This is a genomic window from Vibrio paracholerae, assembly GCF_037672085.1.
Taxonomy (GTDB): domain Bacteria; phylum Pseudomonadota; class Gammaproteobacteria; order Enterobacterales; family Vibrionaceae; genus Vibrio; species Vibrio cholerae.
This window is the reverse complement of the sequence record NZ_JBBHLM010000002.1, coordinates 1,593,876-1,618,936: the sequence shown is the minus strand read 5'-3', so window position 1 is coordinate 1,618,936 and position 25,061 is coordinate 1,593,876. Positions and strand designations below refer to the sequence as shown.

At 51.7% G+C, this 25,061-nt stretch carries 11 protein-coding genes; 6 read left to right on the top strand and 5 right to left on the bottom strand.

What is annotated here, in order from left to right:
* Window positions 1–243 precede the first annotated feature (243 nt).
* Window positions 244–17,322, top strand: a complete 17,079-nt coding sequence (locus R4537_RS12555; RefSeq protein ID WP_338953241.1) for an Ig-like domain-containing protein — start codon at window positions 244–246, stop codon at window positions 17,320–17,322.
* A gap of 106 nt (window positions 17,323–17,428) precedes the next feature.
* Here R4537_RS12555 and R4537_RS12550 read toward each other — a convergent pair whose 3' ends face one another.
* Both R4537_RS12550 and R4537_RS12545 read right to left on the bottom strand, forming a co-directional pair.
* Window positions 17,429–17,977, bottom strand: coding sequence for a DUF1415 domain-containing protein (locus R4537_RS12550; RefSeq protein ID WP_029627548.1), 549 nt, complete (start codon window positions 17,975–17,977; stop codon window positions 17,429–17,431).
* A 55-nt stretch (window positions 17,978–18,032) separates the two neighbouring features.
* Entirely contained in the window at window positions 18,033–19,250 is a 1,218-nt protein-coding gene (locus tag R4537_RS12545; protein ID WP_071178269.1) for an MFS transporter, read from the bottom strand.
* 105 nt (window positions 19,251–19,355) lie between these two features.
* Here R4537_RS12545 and R4537_RS12540 point away from each other — a divergent pair, with 105 nt between their 5' ends.
* Window positions 19,356–20,225 carry a LysR family transcriptional regulator gene (locus tag R4537_RS12540; protein WP_071178268.1) on the top strand — a complete coding sequence of 290 codons (870 nt, stop codon included), beginning with the start codon at window positions 19,356–19,358 and terminating at the stop codon, window positions 20,223–20,225.
* Window positions 20,226–20,255: 30 nt separating this feature from the next.
* Here R4537_RS12540 and R4537_RS12535 read toward each other — a convergent pair whose 3' ends face one another.
* Window positions 20,256–20,489 (bottom strand): glutaredoxin family protein, encoded by a 234-nt coding sequence (locus R4537_RS12535; RefSeq protein ID WP_000832721.1) that lies wholly within the window; start codon window positions 20,487–20,489, stop codon window positions 20,256–20,258.
* A gap of 173 nt (window positions 20,490–20,662) precedes the next feature.
* Here R4537_RS12535 and R4537_RS12530 point away from each other — a divergent pair, with 173 nt between their 5' ends.
* The 3 genes from R4537_RS12530 (at window position 20,663) to R4537_RS12520 (ending at window position 22,677) form a co-directional block, all read left to right on the top strand.
* Window positions 20,663–21,169, top strand: a complete 507-nt coding sequence (locus R4537_RS12530) for a M48 metallopeptidase family protein (RefSeq protein WP_001935138.1) — start codon at window positions 20,663–20,665, stop codon at window positions 21,167–21,169.
* Window positions 21,166–22,254 (top strand): 23S rRNA (adenine(1618)-N(6))-methyltransferase RlmF, encoded by a 1,089-nt coding sequence (rlmF, locus tag R4537_RS12525; protein ID WP_071178267.1) that lies wholly within the window; start codon window positions 21,166–21,168, stop codon window positions 22,252–22,254. Before R4537_RS12530 ends, rlmF begins: the two co-directional genes overlap by 4 nt.
* Before the next feature lie 198 nt (window positions 22,255–22,452).
* Window positions 22,453–22,677 (top strand): hypothetical protein, encoded by a 225-nt coding sequence (locus R4537_RS12520; RefSeq protein ID WP_001217307.1) that lies wholly within the window; start codon window positions 22,453–22,455, stop codon window positions 22,675–22,677.
* Between the two features lie 3 nt (window positions 22,678–22,680).
* On the opposite strand, the gene pilW is transcribed toward R4537_RS12520, so the two are convergent.
* Window positions 22,681–23,394: a type IV pilus biogenesis/stability protein PilW gene (pilW, locus tag R4537_RS12515; RefSeq protein ID WP_071178266.1), complete on the bottom strand. Its 714-nt coding sequence runs from the start codon at window positions 23,392–23,394 to the stop codon at window positions 22,681–22,683.
* A gap of 208 nt (window positions 23,395–23,602) precedes the next feature.
* Window positions 23,603–24,544: a homoserine O-acetyltransferase MetA gene (metA, locus tag R4537_RS12510; protein WP_032475906.1), complete on the bottom strand. Its 942-nt coding sequence runs from the start codon at window positions 24,542–24,544 to the stop codon at window positions 23,603–23,605.
* Between the two features lie 140 nt (window positions 24,545–24,684).
* Between metA and R4537_RS12505 the strand changes: the two genes are divergently transcribed.
* A complete protein-coding gene (locus R4537_RS12505; RefSeq protein ID WP_071178265.1) occupies window positions 24,685–25,059 on the top strand; it encodes an ATP-binding protein in 375 nt (124 codons plus the stop codon).
* Window positions 25,060–25,061: the final 2 nt, after the last annotated feature.

The window sequence follows — 25,061 nt, the reverse complement described above, 5'->3', positions numbered from 1 at the left end:
CAGTTGTGGATGGTTTTGGAATAAATTTAACACTTTTAAAGTATTCTGATGTGATTTTAGTTCAGAAAATATGTTGTTACTAAATTAAATGGCTCTGCTGATTCATTTGTGATGTGAAAAGTTAAACGGATTTTTAACTAAAGTTAACATTTATCTTGACTGGTTTTGTGGCAAAGGAAGAGTGTCAATTATCAACACACTCAAAAGTAATAGGGTCTGAGGCTTTATATGGGAATTCATGCTTTGTTGTCTTTAGCAAATCTTGCAGCGAATCAGCTGCTTGTGATTGATAGAAATGGTAATGTCACGATCATCAACGCAGGAGAAGCCGTTCCTGAAGGTGCGGTTATCCTCGACCCGAATAGCAACAATTTGATGCCAGAGCAGGAGCCAATGCCCTTAGCACAACTGGTGGACGCAGAAGGTAATGCCCAGCCGATAACCGACGATATAGAGCAGATTTTAGCCGCATTAGAAGAAGGCGCAGACCCGACTGCATTGGGTGAGGAATTTGCCACCGCTGCTGGTGGTTTAACAGGCTCTGCATTGAGCGCCGCTTTTACAATTGAACGTGATGGTGCAGAAACTCTTGCATCAACGCAGTTTGATACATCAGGCTTCGAAGCCATTGGCCTATCAAGAACGCAAAGCCTGAGTTTGCTGAACCTATTGCAAGCTCCCAACGTCCCCGTTTTACCAGAAGAGCCAACAGTGATATTAGTTATCACTGTTGATGCACCGGACAATACCAACGACACCACCCCGACCATTACCGGTACGACGGATGCTCTAGCGGGCAGTACCGTTACCCTGGTCGTGACCGATGCCAACGGCAACCAGCAAACACTTAGCGCTATCGTGCAACCAGATGGAACTTTTAGCGTTGATGTCACCACCCCGTTAGCAGAAGGCTTTTATACCGTCACCGCCACAGTGACCGATCCTGCGGGGAATACCGGAACGGCGACCGACGATGGCAGCGTCGATGTGACTGTGCCAGTGATCACGGTCGATGCGCCGGACAACACCAACGACACCACCCCGACCATTACCGGTACGACGGATGCCCCGGCGGGCAGTACCGTTACCCTGGTCGTGATCGATGCCGACGGCAACCAGCAGACCCTGACCGCTACGGTACAGCCGGACGGCAGCTACAGCGTGGATGTGACCATCCCGTTGGCGGAAGGCCCTTATACCGTCACCGCCACTGTGACCGATCCGGCTGGCAACACCGGCACCGCGACCGACGATGGCAGTGTCGATGTGACTGCGCCAGTGATCACGGTCGATGCCCCAGACAACACCAACGACACGACGCCTACCATCACAGGCAAGACTGATGCAACTGAAGGCAGTCAAGTGATCATCGTGGTGACCGATGCCAAGGGTGACAAACAGGAGCTAATCGTAACCGTTGACAAGGATGGCAACTACAGTGTGGATGTGACCACCCCGCTGACGGAAGGTGACTATCAGGTGACCGCCAGCGTCACTGATCTAGCTGGCAACACCGGGACAGCAACCGACAACGGCAGTGTCGATGTGACTGCGCCTGATGCTCCGATTGTTAGTTTGCAAGGTGCAGGGGATGATAGCCTCTACAACAAAGCCGAGATTGGTGATGACAACAGCGTGACCGCCAAAGTAACGCTCGCCGCGGGCACTCAAGTAGGCGATGTGCTGGTTGTTAAAGATGGGGCAGGCAACGAGCTGTTTAACGGCAAGGTGACCGCCGAGATGTTAACTCACGGCCTGAACGTGGAAGTGCCGGTTGTGGGCACGCCCGATGAAATCCAGGTCACGGCGCAAGTGACCGATCAAGCGGGTAACCCGTCTGCGCTGGCAGAAGATAAAGCCGGAGTGGACAACGTTGCCGCGCCGACGCCAAGTGTCGAACTGCAAGGTGCAGGGGATGATAGCCTCTACAACAAAACCGAGATTGGTGATGACAACAGCGTGACCGCCAAGGTGACGCTCGCCGCTGGCACTCAAGTAGGCGACGTGCTGGTTGTTAAAGACGGTACCGGTACAGTGCTGCTGAGCCGCCCGGTCACACAGCAAGATCTGGATAACGGTGTGAACGTGGAAGTGCCGGTTGTCGGCACGCCCGATGAAATCCAGGTCACGGCGCAAGTGACCGATCAAGCGGGTAACCCGTCTGCGCTGGCAGAAGATAAAGCCGGAGTGGACAACGTGGCCGCGCCGACACCAAGTGTCGAACTACAAGGTGCAGGGGATGATAGCCTCTACAACAAAACCGAGATTGGTGATGACAACAGCGTGACCGCGAAAGTAACGCTGGCGGTCGGCACTCAAGTAGGCGATGTGCTGGTTGTTAAAGATGGGGCAGGCAACGAGCTGTTCCGTGGCGAAGTGACTGCCGAGATGTTAACTAACGGCCTGAACGTGGAAGTGCCGGTTGTCGGCACGCCGGATGAAATCCAGGTCACGGCGCAAGTGACCGATCAAGCGGGTAACCCGTCCGCGCTGGCAGAAGATAAAGCCGGAGTGGACAACGTTGCCGCGCCGACGCCAAGTGTCGAACTGCAAGGTGCAGGGGATGATAACCTCTACAACAAAACCGAGATTGGTGATGACAACAGCGTGACCGCCAAAGTAACGCTGGCGGTCGGCACTCAAGTAGGCGATGTGCTGGTTGTTAAAGATGGGGCAGGCAACGAGCTGTTTAACGGCAAGGTGACCGCCGAGATGTTAACTAACGGCCTGAACGTGGAAGTGCCGGTTGTGGGCACGCCGGATGAAATCCAGGTCACGGCGCAGGTGACCGATCAAGCGGGTAACCCGTCTGCGCTGGCAGAAGATAAAGCCGGAGTGGACAACGTGGCCGCGCCGACACCAAGTGTCGAACTACAAGGTGCAGGGGATGATAGCCTCTACAACAAAACCGAGATTGGTGATGACAACAGCGTGACCGCGAAAGTAACGCTGGCGGTCGGCACTCAAGTAGGCGATGTGCTGGTTGTTAAAGACGGTACCGGTACAGTGCTGCTGAGCCGCCCGGTCACACAGCAAGATCTGGATAACGGTGTGAACGTGGAAGTGCCGGTTGTCGGCACGCCGGATGAAATCCAGGTCACGGCGCAGGTGACCGATCAAGCGGGTAACCCGTCTGCGCTGGCAGAAGATAAAGCCGGAGTGGACAACGTAGCCGCGCCGACGCCGACCGTTGAGCTGCAAGGTGCAGGGGATGATAGCCTCTACAACAAAGCCGAGATTGGTGATGACAACAGCGTGACCGCCAAGGTGACGCTCGCCGCTGGCACTCAAGTAGGCGATGTGCTGGTTGTTAAAGATGGGGCAGGCAACGAGCTGTTTAACGGCAAGGTGACCGCCGAGATGCTAACTAACGGCCTGAACGTGGAAGTGCCGGTTGTCGGCACGCCGGATGAAATCCAGGTCACGGCGCAGGTAACAGACCAGGCGGGTAACCCGTCTGCGCTGGCAGAAGATAAAGCCGGAGTGGACAACGTGGCCGCGCCGACACCAAGTGTCGAACTACAAGGTGCAGGGGATGATAGCCTCTACAACAAAACCGAGATTGGTGATGACAACAGCGTGACCGCGAAAGTAACGCTGGCGGTCGGCACTCAAGTAGGCGATGTGCTGGTTGTTAAAGACGGTACCGGTACAGTGCTGCTGAGCCGCCCGGTCACACAGCAAGATCTGGATAACGGTGTGAACGTGGAAGTGCCGGTTGTCGGCACGCCCGATGAAATCCAGGTCACGGCGCAGGTAACAGACCAGGCGGGTAACCCGTCTGCGCTGGCAGAAGATAAAGCAGGAGTGGACAACGTAGCCGCGCCGACGCCGACCGTTGAGCTGCAAGGTGCAGGGGATGATAGCCTCTACAACAAAGCCGAGATTGGTGATGACAACAACGTGACCGCCAAAGTAACGCTGGCGGTCGGCACTCAAGTAGGCGACTTGCTGGTTGTTAAAGATGGGGCAGGCAACGAGCTGTTTAACGGCAAGGTGACCGCCGAGATGCTAACTAACGGCCTGAACGTGGAAGTGCCGGTTGTGGGCACGCCGGATGAAATCAAGGTCACGGCGCAGGTAACAGACCAGGCGGGTAACCCGTCTGCGCTGGCAGAAGATAAAGCCGGAGTGGACAACGTAGCGGCCCCGGCGCCGACCGTTGAGCTGCAAGGTGCAGGGGATGATAACCTCTACAACAAAGCCGAGATTGGTGATGACAACAGCGTGACCGCCAAAGTAACGCTGGCGGTCGGCACTCAAGTAGGCGACGTGCTGGTTGTTAAAGATGGGGCAGGCAACGAGCTGTTTAACGGCAAGGTGACCGCCGAGATGCTAACTAACGGCCTGAACGTGGAAGTGCCGGTTGTGGGCACGCCCGATGAAATCCAGGTCACGGCGCAGGTAACAGACCAGGCGGGTAACCCGTCTGCGCTGGCAGAAGATAAAGCCGGAGTGGACAACGTAGCGGCCCCGGCGCCGACCGTTGAGCTGCAAGGCGCAGGTAGCGACGACGTTTACAACAAAACCGAGATTGGTGATGACAACAGCGTGACCGCCAAAGTAACGCTCGCCGCAGGCACTCAAGTAGGCGATGTGCTGGTTGTTAAAGACGGTACCGGTACAGTGCTGCTGAGCCGCCCGGTCACACAGCAAGATCTGGATAACGGTGTGAACGTGGAAGTGCCGGTTGTGGGCACGCCGGATGAAATCCAGGTCACGGCGCAAGTGACCGATCAAGCGGGTAACCCGTCTGCGCTGGCAGAAGATAAAGCCGGAGTGGACAACGTGGCCGCGCCGACACCAAGTGTCGAACTACAAGGTGCAGGGGATGATAGCCTCTACAACAAAACCGAGATTGGTGATGACAACAGCGTGACCGCCAAAGTAACGCTGGCGGTCGGCACTCAAGTAGGCGATGTGCTGGTTGTTAAAGATGGGACAGGCAACGAGCTGTTCCGTGGCGAAGTGACTGCCGAGATGTTAACTAACGGCCTGAACGTGGAAGTGCCGGTTGTGGGCACGCCGGATGAAATCCAGGTCACGGCGCAGGTAACAGACCAGGCGGGTAACCCGTCTGCGCTGGCAGAAGATAAAGCCGGAGTGGACAACGTAGCCGCGCCGACGCCGACCGTTGAGCTGCAAGGTGCAGGGGATGATAGCCTCTACAACAAAGCCGAGATTGGTGATGACAACAGCGTGACCGCCAAAGTAACGCTGGCGGTCGGCACTCAAGTAGGCGATGTGCTGGTTGTTAAAGATGGGGCAGGCAACGAGCTGTTTAACGGCAAGGTGACCGCCGAGATGCTAACTAACGGCCTGAACGTGGAAGTGCCGGTTGTGGGCACGCCCGATGAAATCAAGGTCACGGCGCAGGTAACAGACCAGGCGGGTAACCCGTCTGCGCTGGCAGAAGATAAAGCCGGAGTGGACAACGTAGCGGCCCCGGCGCCGACCGTTGAGCTGCAAGGCGCAGGTAGCGACGACGTTTACAACAAAACCGAGATTGGTGATGACAACAGCGTGACCGCCAAAGTAACGCTCGCCGCAGGCACTCAAGTAGGCGATGTGCTGGTTGTTAAAGACGGTACCGGTACAGTGCTGCTGAGCCGCCCGGTCACACAGCAAGATCTGGATAACGGTGTGAACGTGGAAGTGCCGGTTGTGGGCACGCCGGATGAAATCCAGGTCACGGCGCAAGTGACCGATCAAGCGGGTAACCCGTCTGCGCTGGCAGAAGATAAAGCCGGAGTGGACAACGTGGCCGCGCCGACACCAAGTGTCGAACTACAAGGTGCAGGGGATGATAGCCTCTACAACAAAACCGAGATTGGTGATGACAACAGCGTGACCGCCAAAGTAACGCTGGCGGTCGGCACTCAAGTAGGCGATGTGCTGGTTGTTAAAGACGGTACCGGTACAGTGCTGCTGAGCCGCCCGGTCACACAGCAAGATCTGGATAACGGTGTGAACGTGGAAGTGCCGGTTGTCGGCACGCCGGATGAAATCCAGGTCACGGCGCAGGTAACAGACCAGGCGGGTAACCCGTCTGCGCTGGCAGAAGATAAAGCCGGAGTGGACAACGTTGCCGCGCCGACGCCAAGTGTCGAACTACAAGGTGCAGGGGATGATAGCCTCTACAACAAAGCCGAGATTGGTGATGACAACAGCGTGACCGCCAAGGTGACGCTCGCCGCTGGCACTCAAGTAGGCGACGTACTGGTTGTTAAAGACGGTACCGGTACAGTGCTGCTGAGCCGCCCGGTCACACAGCAAGATCTGGATAACGGTGTGAACGTGGAAGTGCCGGTTGTCGGCACGCCCGATGAAATCCAGGTCACGGCGCAAGTGACCGATCAAGCGGGTAACCCGTCTGCGCTGGCAGAAGATAAAGCCGGAGTGGACAACGTAGCGGCCCCGACGCCGACCGTTGAGCTGCAAGGCGCAGGTAGCGACGACGTTTACAACAAGGCCGAGATTGGTGATGACAACAGCGTGACCGCCAAAGTAACGCTGGCGGTCGGCACTCAAGTAGGCGATGTGCTGGTTGTTAAAGATGGGGCAGGCAACGAGCTGTTTAACGGCAAGGTGACCGCCGAGATGCTAACTAACGGCCTGAACGTGGAAGTGCCGGTTGTGGGCACGCCGGATGAAATCCAGGTCACGGCGCAGGTAACAGACCAGGCGGGTAACCCGTCTGCGCTGGCAGAAGATAAAGCCGGAGTGGACAACGTAGCCGCGCCGACGCCGACCGTTGAGCTGCAAGGTGCAGGGGATGATAGCCTCTACAACAAAGCCGAGATTGGTGATGACAACAGCGTGACCGCCAAAGTAACGCTGGCGGTCGGCACTCAAGTAGGCGATGTGCTGGTTGTTAAAGATGGGGCAGGCAACGAGCTGTTTAACGGCAAGGTGACCGCCGAGATGCTAACTAACGGCCTGAACGTGGAAGTGCCGGTTGTCGGCACGCCCGATGAAATCCAGGTCACGGCGCAAGTGACCGATCAAGCGGGTAACCCGTCTGCGCTGGCAGAAGATAAAGCCGGAGTGGACAACGTAGCGGCCCCGGCGCCGACCGTTGAGCTGCAAGGTGCAGGGGATGATAACCTCTACAACAAAGCCGAGATTGGTGATGACAACAGCGTGACCGCCAAAGTAACGCTCGCCGCAGGCACTCAAGTAGGCGATGTGCTGGTTGTTAAAGACGGTACCGGTACAGTGCTGCTGAGCCGCCCGGTCACACAGCAAGATCTGGATAACGGTGTGAACGTGGAAGTGCCGGTTGTGGGCACGCCGGATGAAATCCAGGTCACGGCGCAAGTGACCGATCAAGCGGGTAACCCATCCGCGCTGGCAGAAGATAAAGCCGGAGTGGACAACCTGGCCGCGCCGGCGCCGACCGTTGAGCTGCAAGGTGCAGGGGATGATAGCCTCTACAACAAAACCGAGATTGGTGATGACAACAGCGTGACCGCCAAAGTAACGCTGGCGGTCGGCACTCAAGTAGGCGATGTGCTGGTTGTTAAAGACGGTACCGGTACAGTGCTGCTGAGCCGCCCGGTCACACAGCAAGATCTGGATAACGGTGTGAACGTGGAAGTGCCGGTTGTCGGCACGCCGGATGAAATCCAGGTCACGGCGCAGGTGACCGATCAAGCGGGTAACCCGTCTGCGCTGGCAGAAGATAAAGCCGGAGTGGACAACGTGGCCGCGCCGACACCAAGTGTCGAACTACAAGGTGCAGGGGATGATAGCCTCTACAACAAAACCGAGATTGGTGATGACAACAGCGTGACCGCCAAAGTAACGCTGGCGGTCGGCACTCAAGTAGGCGATGTGCTGGTTGTTAAAGATGGGGCAGGCAACGAGCTGTTCCGTGGCGAAGTGACTGCCGAGATGTTAACTAACGGCCTGAACGTGGAAGTGCCGGTTGTTGGCACGCCGGATGAAATCCAGGTCACGGCGCAGGTGACCGATCAAGCGGGTAACCCGTCCGCGCTGGCAGAAGATAAAGCCGGAGTGGACAACGTGGCCGCGCCGACGCCAAGTGTCGAACTACAAGGTGCAGGGGATGATAGCCTCTACAACAAAGCCGAGATTGGTGATGACAACAGCGTGACCGCCAAAGTAACGCTCGCCGCAGGCACTCAAGTAGGCGATGTGCTGGTTGTTAAAGACGGTACCGGTACAGTGCTGCTGAGCCGCCCGGTCACACAGCAAGATCTGGATAACGGTGTGAACGTGGAAGTGCCGGTTGTGGGCACGCCGGATGAAATCCAGGTCACGGCGCAGGTAACAGACCAGGCGGGTAACCCGTCTGCGCTGGCAGAAGATAAAGCCGGAGTGGACAACGTAGCGGCCCCAGCGCCGACCGTTGAGCTGCAAGGTGCAGGGGATGATAACCTCTACAACAAAGCCGAGATTGGTGATGACAACAGCGTGACCGCCAAAGTAACGCTCGCCGCTGGCACTCAAGTAGGCGACGTGCTGGTTGTTAAAGATGGGGCAGGCAACGAGCTGTTCCGTGGCGAAGTGACTGCCGAGATGTTAACTAACGGCCTGAACGTGGAAGTGCCGGTTGTGGGCACGCCGGATGAAATCAAGGTCACGGCGCAGGTGACCGATCAAGCGGGTAACCCGTCCGCGTTGGCAGAAGATAAAGCCGGAGTGGACAACGTAGCGGCCCCGGCGCCAAGTGTCGAACTGCAAGGTGCAGGGGATGATAGCCTCTACAACAAAGCCGAGATTGGTGATGACAACAGCGTGACCGCCAAAGTAACGCTCGCCGCAGGCACTCAAGTAGGCGATGTGCTGGTTGTTAAAGACGGTACCGGTACAGTGCTGCTGAGCCGCCCGGTCACACAGCAAGATCTGGATAACGGTGTGAACGTGGAAGTGCCGGTTGTGGGCACGCCGGATGAAATCCAGGTCACGGCGCAGGTAACAGACCAGGCGGGTAACCCGTCTGCGCTGGCAGAAGATAAAGCCGGAGTGGACAACGTGGCCGCGCCGACGCCGACCGTTGAGCTGCAAGGCGCAGGTAGCGACGACGTTTACAACAAGGCCGAGATTGGTGATGACAACAGCGTGACCGCCAAAGTAACGCTCGCCGCTGGCACTCAAGTAGGCGATGTGCTGGTTGTTAAAGATGGGGCAGGCAACGAGCTGTTCCGTGGCGAAGTGACTGCCGAGATGTTAACTAACGGCCTGAACGTGGAAGTGCCGGTTGTCGGCACGCCGGATGAAATCAAGGTCACGGCGCAGGTAACAGACCAGGCGGGTAACCCGTCTGCGCTGGCAGAAGATAAAGCCGGAGTGGACAACGTAGCGGCCCCGGCGCCGACCGTTGAGCTGCAAGGCGCAGGTAGCGACGACGTTTACAACAAGGCAGAGATTGGTGATGACAACAGCGTGACCGCGAAAGTAACGCTGGCGGTCGGCACTCAAGTAGGCGATGTGCTGGTTGTTAAAGACGGTACCGGTACAGTGCTGCTGAGCCGCCCGGTCACACAGCAAGATCTGGATAACGGTGTGAACGTGGAAGTGCCGGTTGTCGGCACGCCCGATGAAATCCAGGTCACGGCGCAGGTAACAGACCAGGCGGGTAACCCGTCTGCGCTGGCAGAAGATAAAGCAGGAGTGGACAACGTAGCCGCGCCGACGCCGACCGTTGAGCTGCAAGGTGCAGGGGATGATAGCCTCTACAACAAAGCCGAGATTGGTGATGACAACAACGTGACCGCCAAAGTAACGCTGGCGGTCGGCACTCAAGTAGGCGACTTGCTGGTTGTTAAAGATGGGGCAGGCAACGAGCTGTTTAACGGCAAGGTGACCGCCGAGATGCTAACTAACGGCCTGAACGTGGAAGTGCCGGTTGTGGGCACGCCGGATGAAATCAAGGTCACGGCGCAGGTAACAGACCAGGCGGGTAACCCGTCTGCGCTGGCAGAAGATAAAGCCGGAGTGGACAACGTAGCGGCCCCGGCGCCGACCGTTGAGCTGCAAGGTGCAGGGGATGATAACCTCTACAACAAAGCCGAGATTGGTGATGACAACAGCGTGACCGCCAAAGTAACGCTGGCGGTCGGCACTCAAGTAGGCGACGTGCTGGTTGTTAAAGATGGGGCAGGCAACGAGCTGTTTAACGGCAAGGTGACCGCCGAGATGCTAACTAACGGCCTGAACGTGGAAGTGCCGGTTGTGGGCACGCCCGATGAAATCCAGGTCACGGCGCAGGTAACAGACCAGGCGGGTAACCCGTCTGCGCTGGCAGAAGATAAAGCCGGAGTGGACAACGTAGCGGCCCCGGCGCCGACCGTTGAGCTGCAAGGCGCAGGTAGCGACGACGTTTACAACAAAACCGAGATTGGTGATGACAACAGCGTGACCGCCAAAGTAACGCTCGCCGCAGGCACTCAAGTAGGCGATGTGCTGGTTGTTAAAGACGGTACCGGTACAGTGCTGCTGAGCCGCCCGGTCACACAGCAAGATCTGGATAACGGTGTGAACGTGGAAGTGCCGGTTGTGGGCACGCCGGATGAAATCCAGGTCACGGCGCAAGTGACCGATCAAGCGGGTAACCCGTCTGCGCTGGCAGAAGATAAAGCCGGAGTGGACAACGTGGCCGCGCCGACACCAAGTGTCGAACTACAAGGTGCAGGGGATGATAGCCTCTACAACAAAACCGAGATTGGTGATGACAACAGCGTGACCGCCAAAGTAACGCTGGCGGTCGGCACTCAAGTAGGCGATGTGCTGGTTGTTAAAGATGGGACAGGCAACGAGCTGTTCCGTGGCGAAGTGACTGCCGAGATGTTAACTAACGGCCTGAACGTGGAAGTGCCGGTTGTGGGCACGCCGGATGAAATCCAGGTCACGGCGCAGGTAACAGACCAGGCGGGTAACCCGTCTGCGCTGGCAGAAGATAAAGCCGGAGTGGACAACGTAGCCGCGCCGACGCCGACCGTTGAGCTGCAAGGTGCAGGGGATGATAGCCTCTACAACAAAGCCGAGATTGGTGATGACAACAGCGTGACCGCCAAAGTAACGCTGGCGGTCGGCACTCAAGTAGGCGATGTGCTGGTTGTTAAAGATGGGGCAGGCAACGAGCTGTTTAACGGCAAGGTGACCGCCGAGATGCTAACTAACGGCCTGAACGTGGAAGTGCCGGTTGTGGGCACGCCCGATGAAATCAAGGTCACGGCGCAGGTAACAGACCAGGCGGGTAACCCGTCTGCGCTGGCAGAAGATAAAGCCGGAGTGGACAACGTAGCGGCCCCGGCGCCGACCGTTGAGCTGCAAGGCGCAGGTAGCGACGACGTTTACAACAAAACCGAGATTGGTGATGACAACAGCGTGACCGCCAAAGTAACGCTCGCCGCAGGCACTCAAGTAGGCGATGTGCTGGTTGTTAAAGACGGTACCGGTACAGTGCTGCTGAGCCGCCCGGTCACACAGCAAGATCTGGATAACGGTGTGAACGTGGAAGTGCCGGTTGTGGGCACGCCGGATGAAATCCAGGTCACGGCGCAAGTGACCGATCAAGCGGGTAACCCGTCTGCGCTGGCAGAAGATAAAGCCGGAGTGGACAACGTGGCCGCGCCGACACCAAGTGTCGAACTACAAGGTGCAGGGGATGATAGCCTCTACAACAAAACCGAGATTGGTGATGACAACAGCGTGACCGCCAAAGTAACGCTGGCGGTCGGCACTCAAGTAGGCGATGTGCTGGTTGTTAAAGACGGTACCGGTACAGTGCTGCTGAGCCGCCCGGTCACACAGCAAGATCTGGATAACGGTGTGAACGTGGAAGTGCCGGTTGTCGGCACGCCGGATGAAATCCAGGTCACGGCGCAGGTAACAGACCAGGCGGGTAACCCGTCTGCGCTGGCAGAAGATAAAGCCGGAGTGGACAACGTTGCCGCGCCGACGCCAAGTGTCGAACTACAAGGTGCAGGGGATGATAGCCTCTACAACAAAGCCGAGATTGGTGATGACAACAGCGTGACCGCCAAGGTGACGCTCGCCGCTGGCACTCAAGTAGGCGACGTACTGGTTGTTAAAGACGGTACCGGTACAGTGCTGCTGAGCCGCCCGGTCACACAGCAAGATCTGGATAACGGTGTGAACGTGGAAGTGCCGGTTGTCGGCACGCCCGATGAAATCCAGGTCACGGCGCAAGTGACCGATCAAGCGGGTAACCCGTCTGCGCTGGCAGAAGATAAAGCCGGAGTGGACAACGTAGCGGCCCCGACGCCGACCGTTGAGCTGCAAGGCGCAGGTAGCGACGACGTTTACAACAAGGCCGAGATTGGTGATGACAACAGCGTGACCGCCAAAGTAACGCTGGCGGTCGGCACTCAAGTAGGCGATGTGCTGGTTGTTAAAGATGGGGCAGGCAACGAGCTGTTTAACGGCAAGGTGACCGCCGAGATGCTAACTAACGGCCTGAACGTGGAAGTGCCGGTTGTGGGCACGCCGGATGAAATCCAGGTCACGGCGCAGGTAACAGACCAGGCGGGTAACCCGTCTGCGCTGGCAGAAGATAAAGCCGGAGTGGACAACGTAGCCGCGCCGACGCCGACCGTTGAGCTGCAAGGTGCAGGGGATGATAGCCTCTACAACAAAGCCGAGATTGGTGATGACAACAGCGTGACCGCCAAAGTAACGCTGGCGGTCGGCACTCAAGTAGGCGATGTGCTGGTTGTTAAAGATGGGGCAGGCAACGAGCTGTTTAACGGCAAGGTGACCGCCGAGATGCTAACTAACGGCCTGAACGTGGAAGTGCCGGTTGTCGGCACGCCCGATGAAATCCAGGTCACGGCGCAAGTGACCGATCAAGCGGGTAACCCGTCCGCGCTGGCAGAAGATAAAGCCGGAGTGGACAATCTGGAGGCGAGCGCCCCGGTGGTGACCATCGTGGATGACACCAACAACGATGAGCTGTTGACCAAGGCTGAGATTGGCAACGACAACATTCAGGTAACGGTGCAGGTCAACGCGGCGGATCTTGTGGACGGCGGCAAGGTGAACCTGACCATCACCAACGGCAGCACGACAAGCAATGTTGAACTGACCCAAAAGGCAGACGGCAGCCTGCAGTCGAGTGATGGTAAGAGCTACAGCTACAACGCGGCTAGTGGCGTAATCACCTGGACCGAGGTTACCCCGCCTAATGGTAACTCACTGAGCGTCAGTGCGACCCAGACAGACAAGGCAGGAAATATCTCGTTATCTGGTAACGATACAGCGTTAGTGCTCAATGAAGCGCCCAATACGCTAGATAAACATGCCGAAGGTTTAGAAGACGCTACTAGTATTGCAATTCCTACACTCTCTGGCACTGATATTGATGGCACAGTAGTGAGTTTTACCATAAATACACTGCCGACTAACGGAGTCCTTTATCTGGATGGCGTTGCTGTGACAGCTGGTCAGAACATAGTCGCTGAGGATGCGAGTAAGTTAACCTTTACTCCGAACGCTGATTGGAATGGAATCACCAATTTCAGTTATGTAGCGGTAGATAATGAAGGGCTTGCAGATCCGACAGCAGCAAAGATTACAATTACGGTTAACCCTGTCAATGATGCACCGACGCTCAGTATCGATAAGCATGCTGTTGTTTCGGAGGAAGGACTTGTTGGCGCTATCGCTGATGACACGGGCAATACGGATTCAACGAATGCTGTTGTTACTAGAGGCAAGATTACCATTAATGACATAGATAGCGATAAGCTTGATGTTTCCTTAAATGGCCCTAATGGGTTAACGTCCGGTGGCAATAATATTTCTTGGCATTGGGATGCGAGTAGTCAGAAGCTGGTTGGTTATACAGGAACACTCAACGGCGAAGGCTATAACGCTATTGTTGAAGTGCAGCTTATTTCACCAAATGAGAGTGGTAAAGGAGACTGGACTTATGAGCTAACCCTCAAGGCTCCAGTAGATCATCCAGTGAAAGGAGTTGAAGATTCACTGTTGGTACAGCTCGATGTTATTGTTTCTGATGGTAAAACAACGACAGAGACTAAACTCAATGTCACGATCGAAGACGATGCACCAATTGCCGTTGAGATGGAGCCTGTATCTTTAACAGTTGCAGATATCCCTGATGTTTTGGTGGGTAAATTCAATTTAACCAATTACAGCGGTAACAAATCTTCTATTGATGGCGGTAAGTTTACGATCACCGCAAAAGGCTTTGAATCCGCGGACTCTTCTAAACTGGTTGATGCATATGTCAATGGTGGTTCTGAGGGGCTAGGTGTAAGTAGCAATAGCTCGCCTTATCATAATCTTGAAAATGAAGTTGATTTCCGTAAGTTTGCTGATGGAACAACCGCTTCTGAAGAGATCATCGTTAAACTCGATCCCAATACCGTTGCTTATGGCGCTAAGATTGAATTTAGCAAAATGTTCGGTGGGGAACGTGAGAGTGGAGTCGTTGAATTCTGGCGTGATGGTAAGCTTGTAGCGACTCAAGTGTTTACTTCTGAAGAAACCAGCGGTAACTACGCTAAGAATTTCTCAGTACAACAAGGTGGCTTTGATACGATGGTAATCAAAGCTACAGATAATGGTAAGCCCTTTACTCATAAGGATAACAGTGACTTTACTGTTAAAAGTATTGAGTTTATCGGCTCCGACTCACCCGCGGTAATTGCTTACGGCTCTGGTACCGTTATCCCTCAGTGGGGGGCTGATGGTCCTGGAACACTGAAACTTATTGGATTAAATGAGTCAACGACTTTAGAGACAGCCAACGGATCACCCGTTAATGTGGTTGCAGAAAGCGCGAACACTATAGTGGGTAAAGATGCCAATAATAACTTGGTGTTTAAACTTGAGTTCACTCCGGCAACAGGTAAGTGGGAGTTTTATCAGTATCAAAATATGAAATCGCCAATAGGTGATGCAGATATTGACTTCAAAGTACAAGTGACAGATGCCGATGGCGATAGTGCTCAACTTGGTTTTGCTGTTAAGCCGATGTCTCCGCCTGTGATCGGTGAGCTTACACTTAATGTTTCAGAAGAGGGCTTGCAAGGTGGAATTGCTGATGGTTCATCAATATCAAACTCCCAAGATACGACAAACAATACTAGTGCAGATGGTCAACTGAATTTGTCTAACGTTGCTCAGTTATCGATGGGAATACCCACTGGTAACTATACGTCGAATGGAGCCGCAATCAGTTGGGTATTATCTGCGGATAAACAAACGCTCACTGGGTCTGCGGGAGGTAATAAAGTCGTTGAATTTACTTTAGATAACCAAGGTAAAGTGCACAGTACCCTCCACTCTCCAATTGATCATGCCAATAAGTCGGGTGAGGATAGCTTGGCTATCAATATCCCACTTGAGGCGAAAAACGCTACAGGTGCAATAGGAACGGGCAAAGTGACTCTTGTGATTGAAGATGATGCACCCGTGGCAAAAGAAATTTTCCATATTGCTGAATCTGAAACAAAACAAGGGGCTAATGTACAGTTAATACTCGATGTCTCTGGCTCCATGGCATGGGATGCTGGTAATGGTAAGAGTCGTCTACAAGTGATGAAAGAATCGGCGATACAGCTTCTAGAACAGTATCAATCAATAGGACAAACTAAGGTTCAGTTGATACTTTTTGCCAGTGATGCATCGATAAAATCACAAGGAAGCTCTGTCTGGATGACGGTGGATCAGGCAAAAACTCATATTAATGGATTAATTGCTTCTGGTGGGACAGATTATGATCATGCTATTGAATTAGCAGAAAAAAACTGGCTAGGTCTCAGTTCCGGAGGATTGTTATCAGGCGCAAGTAACGTCAGTTATTTCTTATCTGATGGGGTTCCTGAAGGTGGTGATTGGGTATGGAGAAACAATCAGTGGGAGTGGAACTTAAATACGATCGAGCCCAATGAGTTATCTGGCTGGATTAACCATCTTCAAGCGAATAAAATTACGGCACTTGCCTATGGTATGGGTAATAGTGTTCCACAAGGTGAGCTGGACAAGGTGGCTTACGATGGGCATTTGAATCTTAATACCAATGCAGTAGTCGTGCCTGATGTGACAAAGCTTCCACCAATTTTATTGCAGTCTGTCATTCAACCGATTGGCGGTAACTTACTCAATTCTGGTGGTGGTTATGGTATTGGCGCAGATGGCGGGGTGATTAGTGAAATTAGTATCAATGGCGTTAAGTACTTATTTAATGGTCAAACTGTTAGCGTTTCAGGTCACTCAACTTCGCTCGCTTATGGTTTTGACACTTCGACGAAGACGTTATCAATTTATATTGATAACAAGCATTCGTTGATTGTTGATTTGGATGACGGTAGTTACCAGTTCTTTGGTGCAGCGGTAATTCCGTCAGCTAAGCTTGATTTTGGCTATACACTAAAAGATAACGATGGAGATGTTAGCTCTAGTACTATGACGTTTGTGGTAGGAACAGACATTAAATCTTCAGGTGAACAGATTGATTCAGTTCAAGTGTATGACCCGACTTTAACCAATCAAAAAGTCCAATGGTCGTCAACTGGCAGCTCTGGGGCGAGCGTTAAATATTATGAACATGCCGAAAAAGGTCTGGTGGTTGACGTGGGTGCTGGCGGAGATAATGTTCATCTAGGTAAAGGCGACGATATTATTTTCCTCGGTGATAGCCATGTAGAGGGTTTGGACTCTCATGCACAGGCGATGCTAAAAGAACAAGCTGCACTCAATGCTTGGAAAGAATTTGGTTCTGGTAAAGATAGCGACTGGTTACAAGACCCAAATAATGAAGATAGTGCCCTGAAGATAAGTTCCTTTAGTAATGCCTACGTTGACGTTGCTCATGGTGGAGGAGGTAATGATCGAATTTATGGACAAGGGGGCGTCGATCTCATTTTTGGTGGTTCCGGGAACGATCATCTGTATGGGGGTGATGGCAACGATGTTCTTAGAGGTGGTAGCGGTGATGATTACCTCGATGGTGGTTCAGGCAACGATATCCTTATCGGGGGATTGGGTAACGACATTCTAACTGGTGGCTCAGGTGAAGATCTCTTCAAATGGGTTGATGGTGATTTAGATAATAGTAAAGATCGGATTACCGACTTTACGATTGGCCAAGACAAGATCGATTTAAGTGATTTGTTCTCTGATGAAACCAGAACGTTAGATCAACTGCTTAATAGCCATGTTATTGAGATTACTGATAAAGGACAAAACTCGGAAATCGTTATTAATAAGGGACCCACAGAGCATGTTACAATCCAGCTCGATGGAATAACCGCGGGTGATTTACTCTCCAATTTGGAAAACATAATCCAGATAAAAGATTAGTAGCCCTTAAATAAAACTCCCGCTAACTGGCGGGAGTTTTGTCTCTGGAGAACAATATTATTCGCCAGTATCCGCTCGCAGAATGAGTGAAGACTCCGTCATCGGTTTAGCGAAACAGATAAGGGAAAAGCTGTTTTCTTTCTTGTGCAGAAAGGCCGCTGACTCTTGCGATATTGGTCTCTGGGATAGCTTCTGGATTTGGGTAGTGTTTTAGCACTTTTTCCATGCTCTCTTCGCGGATCAGGTGAAAGATTGGGTAGGGTGAGCGGTTGGTGAGGTTCTCATCATCCTCTGGATCTGTGCCTGCAAAGCAGTAATCAGGATGGAACGTTGCGACTTGAAACACACCTTCCCAGTCTTGCTGGCGAATTAACGCTTCCACCCAGTCGATGTAAAAATTGTAATCAACAAAATCGTGCAGCAGGTTTGGTACAACGACGAGTGTTGTTTCAAGCTCTTGCGGCTCTTTCGTATCAAGTTCAAGCAACTGATCGTAAATATCTTGCAGCAGTGCTTCTTCATCACTGGCTTCACTGACATAGATTTTAATTTGCTGATTACGCTGTGGTTTTGCGGCAAATGGGCATAAGTTTAAGCCGATCACGACCTGATTAAGCCAGTGATCGACTTCTTGAATAATAGTTTCCGTTGACATGTTGAGCTCAGATTTTTCGTTTACATTTATCACTTGGCGCTGAGCATAGCATAACTTAGGCCGAAGGGCTGACCAAAGCCTGACTGCCCTGTGGCGTTTGTTTATTTTGTCGGCTTAGGCGCCAACCAAGGATAAACAAGATGAAGTAAAGCCCCAACCCGCCGAGGGTGACTATTTCCCAACCACCGTGTTGCCAACAGTACAGCAGGTAAAAACCACCTAAACTACCGCCGATGTAGTAGTGAACCAAGTAAAGTGCAGTCGCGGTGGCTTTGGCTTGTGTGGCTTTTTGACTGACCCAAGCGTAAGCCAAAGTGTGGGTGAAAAAGGCGCCGAAGCTAATCAAAATCAAACCGACCAGCATGGCGGGTATCGCTTCAATGAGCGCAATTAACATGCCCGCCATACTGATGAGTGCGCCAAGCATCATGCCGGGAATCGCGGAGAAACGACGGTTCCAGTTGGCGGTGAGCTTTGAGCTCAGTGTTCCAGCTAAATAACAGACGAAAATCAGTGAAGCGATGCCGATGGGCAGTGAATAGGGTTCGGCGACTAAACGAAATCCCATGACGGAATAGAGGTTAACAAACAGCGCGAAGTTAACTCCGCCAATCAACATAGCTAGCCAGAGTGTACGGTTCTGCAGATGTTTGACCAACGCACGATTGTGATGGAAAAACAGCCCACGCTGCGGTTTAAAATGCTGTTGAATGGGCAGCAAATACGCGACCAAAAGTGCGCCGAGCAGAGTAAAAATAGCCATCGCAACGACCGCATGTTGCCAGCCAAGGGCATCGGTGAGTAACCCTCCAGCAATGCGGCCGGTAATACCGCCCAATGAGTTTGCCGCAATGTATCCGCCAATTGCTTTACCAAACGCTTGCGGAGAAAGCTCTTCCACCATATAGGCCACCGCAACCGAAGCAAAGGCCGCTAAAGCCACGCCCATTAAAGCCCGGGTGAGTACCAAAAACCAAAATTGCTCAGCATAAAGCATGGTTAAGCCAATCACAGGCATAGCAAATAAGCCGGTCAGCATCACTAAGCGTCGCCCAACGGCTTCCGAAGTGACCGCCCAAGGCACGAGGCAAAGTGATAAAGCTAAGGTGGAAGCTGCAAACAACCAGTTAATTTGGGTTTCCGAAACCGCAAAGTGATTCGCCAAATAAGGCAGCATGGGTTGGAAAAGATAAAGATTGCAGAAAACTAAAAATGAGCCGAAGGCGAGGGCAAAGGTCACTTTTAAATATTGAGGAGAATGCAGTTCAATCATACAGCGGATCCAAGATGCAAAGAGGCGGTGATGTGATCACGATAGCAGTGGCATTTCGATTAATGAAATATATTAAAAATATGGTTGCGATATACAGGATATATGATGGAAGTTCGACAACTGCGTCACTTTGTGACCGTGGCAGAATGGGAAAGTTTTACCTTAGCCGCGCAGCAACTGCATATTGCGCAGCCTGCACTGAGTATTTCGATTAAGAAATTTGAGCAGCAGCTCGGTGTTACCTTATTCAAAAGAGATGAAAGAAAAGTTGCGTTGACCCATGAAGGTGAAGTGTTGCTTGAACATGCCAAGCGCATTTTGCAACAAGTCAATGATGCTCAATTGGCGGTTGATGAGCTCAAAGGCGTTGTGAAAGGCGAGGTACGCCTTGGCGCGCCAAGCATGATGGGCTCTTACTTTTTCCCGCAAATCATCATGGCGTTTAAAAGCCACTTTCCGAATCTGAAAATGACGGTGATCGAAGCGGGTACTCAATCGATCCGCAAAATGCTGCTCTCAGGCGAGTTGGATATTGGGGTAATTTTGAATCACGATTTGCCAGACGATTTGGCAGCAGATCCGTTGCTCTCTTCGCAAATGGTTGCTGTGGTTGGCAAAAATCATGAGTTAGCTGAACGTCGTCATCTTACTTTTGCCGAGTTTTTTGAACATGAACTGGTGATGTTTAAACCCGGCTATTTTCACCGAGACTTTATCGATAAAGTGTGCCGAGAACATAAGTTTACTGCGGATTTTTCTTTTGAAACCAATTTGTTACCTATGATTTTAAGCATAGTGAAACATGAATATGCGATTACCGCGCTGTTGGAGTTGGTGACCAGCAATGAACCGGAAGTGAAGGCGATTCCGTTTGAACCGCCGGTGTGGCTTGATCTTGCATTGGCTTGGCGTAAAGAAGGTTATCTTTCCAATGCTGATCGTGCTTTCATCGAGTTTGTGAAAAAGTACGTTTAGCGCCAAGAAGAGCATTCATCTTTACTGCTATTAATCTTTACTGCTGTAAATACGTTCAAAATTGGTGTGGTTCCAGCCGATCATCAAACGATCACCAATTTTTAGTACTGGTACACTGCGAGCGCCGAGAGCATCGAGCTCTTTGCGGCCGCGTTCCATTTTTGCGTTGCATAAGCGGTACTTAATGCCTTTTGAGTCCAGATAACGCTGGGCGTCTTTGCAGTGTGGGCATTTATCTTTTATGTACAAAACCACGCGTTTCATTGGAATCTCTCATGAATCAAAAGGGCGCAAAGTGTAACGAGAGTCGGCTGGAGATGCAAATATCCCCCTCCGACTTGAAGCGCTCATACTTATTGGTGTAGGTGATTCTTGAGTGGAAATTGAGTAAACTTGCCGACCTTTTTTGTCACCCGAACTGAGCACGCGAAATGAGTATGCACCCTGCACTGAAGTACATTCAGGGATATCCCCAACACATTGTTGAACAAGTTGCTCAACTGATCGCAAACGACAAGCTGATACCTTGGTTTGAGCAGCGTTATCCTGATCGGCACGATATCCAGAGTGAAAAAGCGCTGTTTGACTTCACCATGGCTTTAAAAAACCAATATATGAAGAAAACGGCTCCGCTCAGTAAAGTGGTGTATGACGGAAAAATTCATCTCATTAATAATGCGCTGGGGTTACACAGCTACGTTTCTCGGGTGCATGGGAATAAGCTTAAAGCGAAAAACGAAATCCGAATTGCCAATGTGTTTAAACAAGCTCCTGAACCGCTACTGCGCATGTTAGTGGTGCATGAACTGGCGCATTTAAAAGAGAAAGAACACAACAAAGCGTTTTATCAGCTCTGTTGCCATATGGAACCGAATTATCACCAGCTTGAACTGGATGCACGGTTATACATGATGGTGCTAGAGCTTAAGGCAGGCAAAGCATGAACACTCCACTTAAGCCAAAACATGGGCAAAAAACAAATCGAAAACCGAAAGCCAATAAGCCAGTTGTGAAAAAGCAGCAAACTAAGCAGCCGCCAACCCACAAAGTACAAGGTGAGGAAGTCGCTGCCGTTAAATCTGGGTTACATCCACACAATCGTCACCGTGGGCAGTATGATTTTCCGGCACTGATTAAGGTCGTGCCAGAGTTGCAATCCCATGTGATGAAAAATCCTAAAGGGCAATGGACGATTAATTTTGCCGATCCGATCGCGGTAAAGTTACTCAATAAAGCGCTTTTGGCTCTGCATTACGGTGTCACCTATTGGGATATCCCAGAGGGCTTTTTATGCCCGCCCATTCCGGGTCGTGCGGATTACATTCATCGCGTGGCCGATCTGCTGCTTAAAGACAATCCCAAATTAAGCACGAATCAAGTCAGAGCACTGGATATTGGAGTAGGCGCGAATTGTATCTATCCGATTCTGGGAGTAACGGAATATGGCTGGTCATGGGTTGGCAGTGATGTCGATCCTGTCTCAATACAACAAGCGAGTTTGATTGTTCAAAGCAACTCGAAGCTGCAAGGCCATATCGAATGCCGCCTGCAAAAGAACAGCCAACATATTTTTAACGGCATTATTAGAGCGGGAGAGCGTTATACGCTGACGACTTGCAATCCTCCTTTTCATGCATCCTTAGCTGACGCTCAGCAAGGAACCCAGCGAAAGTTGACCAACTTACAGGCAAATCAACGCAAGAAAGGCCGCTTAGCAACGCCAACGTTAAGCCACTCAAGGTTAAATTTTGGTGGTCAAAAAGCTGAACTATGGTGTCCAGGCGGAGAAGCGGCTTTCATTGGTAAAATGGCGGTAGAAAGCCAGCAGTTTGCGCAGCAAGTACTCTGGTTTACCACGCTGATTTCTAAAGGTGATAACGTTCGTGGCATGAAAAAACAGCTGGAAAAACTCGGCGCTCAGTCGATACAAGTGGTAGAGATGGCACAGGGCCAAAAGATAAGTCGCTTTGTCGCTTGGAGTTTTCAAAATGCTGAGCAGCGCAAGCTGTGGTGGCAGGCAAAATGTTAAGCTTTAAACAAGTTATACCCTTCCTACTTAAAGTTGCAGCGGTGTTGGCTACGTTCGTTCACCCCAATCACATAGTTTGCCTATGCTCATGGGGATTCACTTACTTGCCGCCTACCTGCAACTCCAAGTCGTTTGGGTATACTGAACATGAAAAGTAAAAAGCCAATCGCTCCTAAATAAAAACCCAGGAGGGGCAAGATGAGAATTGAAGACGTTCCACTCTACGCACCCTGCCAGCCTCATTGGCTGTGTGTTCCTTTTATGAGTATTTTTGCGTTATTGCTCTTGATTGGGTTGGTTTTCTTTATTCGCATTATTTATCGCGAATACTTAAAAATTCAGCGCGCACAAAAAGTGCGCCGATTGCGGCGCACTCATTATCGAGATCGTCAGGGCGGTGGTCGTCCGACCAATATCAAATAAAGCTTAAGAGAGTGAATTTAATAGGGTTTGATATTTTTGCTCTAACGCTGAATTTCCAGCGCGTTTTTCTAATTCAATCAGTAGTTTGAGTGAGGCTTTTTGATAGCCATAACGCTGATTCAAGTCCATTAAACGTAAGCGAGCGGGTGTGTAGTCGCCGGCTTCGATCTCCATTTTAGTCAGCTGTAAAATGGACAGAAGACGATTTGGATCGTGATCGATAGCACGTTTGAAATATTCACGAGCGTTGTCCGTTTTCCCTGCTTTGAGAGCACACAATCCGGCGTTCTCGTAACTGGCTGAAATTAAGTAGTAATAAGGTTGCTCGACCGCACGGCGAAAGTATTGATCGGCCGTGTCATATTCGCCTTGCTTACACAAAAAGGTACCGAAGTTATTCAGCACATTACCGTTTTTCGGGTGCTTGCTTAATGCCGTGCGGTACATTTTCCGCGCAGAATCATTCTCTCCAACAGCCTCATAATAGTGCGCCATTGAAAGTTGTGAGCGGTAATAATCCGGTGCATGCTGTAGTGCTTTTTCTAAATTTTCCCGTGCTTTGATCATGCTGCCATTTTCTAAATAGCCTAAACCGAGGGCAATGCGCGCCTCTGCCATCTCAGTTGGGTCACTTTGCGCTGTATTACCCGCCGTTTCAGTGACGGTGACGCAGCCTGCTAAGGCGATGATGAGCCCTAAACCAAACACATTTTTCATACATCCCTCCCGTTAACGCACCAATGATAGGCAATTCAATTGAGAGGCCGAGCGGTGAGGGTTAAGTCTGCGAGTCAGTTAGCAAATCTATTTATCTATCCCCCTTCTGGCTTGAAGCTGCAACGCCAAGTGGATGGGATATCAGGCAGAAGTTAAAGGCGGAAAGGCGAGTAAAGGGATAAAAGGCCGCACGCGGCGGCCGAAAGGATTATTCGTCTTTGGTAAAATTGGCTTCGCTGAATTTTTCCAAATCGTACGGTGTTTGTTGGTAAACACAGTAGTTAAGCCAGTTAGAAAATAGCAGGTGTCCATGGCTACGCCAGCTGGCACAAGGCTTATTATCTGGGTTGTCATTGGGGTAGTAATTGACGGGGATCGCAGGATTAAGCCCTTCGCCCAGATCACGCACATATTCACCATGTAGGGTGTAAGCATCGTACTCAGGGTGGCCAGTCACAAACACATTACGCTTATCTTTGGTCGCGGCGAGGTAAACGCCCGCGACATCTGACGTTGCTAGAATGTCGAGATCAGTATGCTCAGCCAAAAATTCCGCATCAAAATCTGCGTAGCGAGAGTGGGGGGCAAGGAAGCGATCATCAAATCCACGCAGCAAAGGGTGAAACGGCTTATGGATGTCGTGATAATAGACACCGGATAATTTCTCTTCACGCGTACGTTTGGGCAAATTGTACAGCAGCTTCAGCCCAGCTTGCGCCGCCCAACAGATGTAAAGAGTGGAGGTGACATGCGCTTTAGCCCAAGCCATGATGTTTTGTAGATGCTGCCAATAGGCGACATCCTCAAATTGCACTAAGCCCAGTGGCGCGCCCGTGATGATTAACCCATCGAAGTTGCGATTTTTGACCAGCTCAAATTGGCGATAAAAAGTGTTGAGATGCTCTTCTGGAGTATTTTTGCTTGGCCTGTCATCAATGCGCAGCAGCTCGATATCGACCTGCAAAGGGGAGTTGGACAAGAGGCGTAAAAACTGAGTTTCCGTCTCAATTTTTTTAGGCATTAAGTTTAACAATAGCACCTTGAGTGGTCGTATTTCCTGCGTCGAAGCACGCGATTCGGACATAACGAAGATGTTTTCGTTACGTAGCACATCACTCGCCGGTAATTGGTCGGGGATTCTAATCGGCACAGCTTTCTCCCTAAGCGTTGATTTGGACGTCTAAACATCCAGACTTATAACTCAACCGAAAATTATTGTCGATAGCAAAATGCAACGAACCTCAATCTAAGTTAGTATCTCTCGGCACAATTGACTACTGTGAATCAAGTATGCGACCTCATTTAACCCTTATTCGTGGTTTGCCCGGTTCGGGGAAATCAACCTTGGCGAAGACCTTGGCTGCTGTGCATCTGGAAGCAGACATGTATTTTGTCAATCCACAAGGTGATTACCATTTTCACCCCGAACACTTGGCGCAAGCCCATGAATGGTGTCAACAACAGACGGAATACTGGCTGCAACAAGGCAAAGACGTGGTGGTATCGAATACTTTTGTTCGGCATTGGGAGATGGCGGCATACCGAAAACTTGCCCGACAATATCGAGCTAAGCTGACGATTCTGGTGTGCCGAGAACGTTATCAAAACGTGCATGGGGTGGATGAAGCCACTGTCGAACGCATGCGTCAACAGTGGCAAGAGTAGAC

Bases quoted from the DNA above. Each gene is read 5' to 3' on its own strand.
- R4537_RS12550 (WP_029627548.1), bottom strand. From the start codon at position 17,977: ATGTCAACGGAAACTATTATTCAAGAAGTCGATCACTGGCTTAATCAG.
- R4537_RS12545 (WP_071178269.1), bottom strand. From the start codon at position 19,250: ATGATTGAACTGCATTCTCCTCAATATTTAAAAGTGACCTTTGCCCTC.
- R4537_RS12540 (WP_071178268.1), top strand. From the start codon at position 19,356: ATGGAAGTTCGACAACTGCGTCACTTTGTGACCGTGGCAGAATGGGAA.
- R4537_RS12535 (WP_000832721.1), bottom strand. From the start codon at position 20,489: ATGAAACGCGTGGTTTTGTACATAAAAGATAAATGCCCACACTGCAAA.
- R4537_RS12530 (WP_001935138.1), top strand. From the start codon at position 20,663: ATGCACCCTGCACTGAAGTACATTCAGGGATATCCCCAACACATTGTT.
- rlmF (WP_071178267.1), top strand. From the start codon at position 21,166: ATGAACACTCCACTTAAGCCAAAACATGGGCAAAAAACAAATCGAAAA.
- R4537_RS12520 (WP_001217307.1), top strand. From the start codon at position 22,453: ATGAGAATTGAAGACGTTCCACTCTACGCACCCTGCCAGCCTCATTGG.
- pilW (WP_071178266.1), bottom strand. From the start codon at position 23,394: ATGAAAAATGTGTTTGGTTTAGGGCTCATCATCGCCTTAGCAGGCTGC.
- R4537_RS12505 (WP_071178265.1), top strand. From the start codon at position 24,685: ATGCGACCTCATTTAACCCTTATTCGTGGTTTGCCCGGTTCGGGGAAA.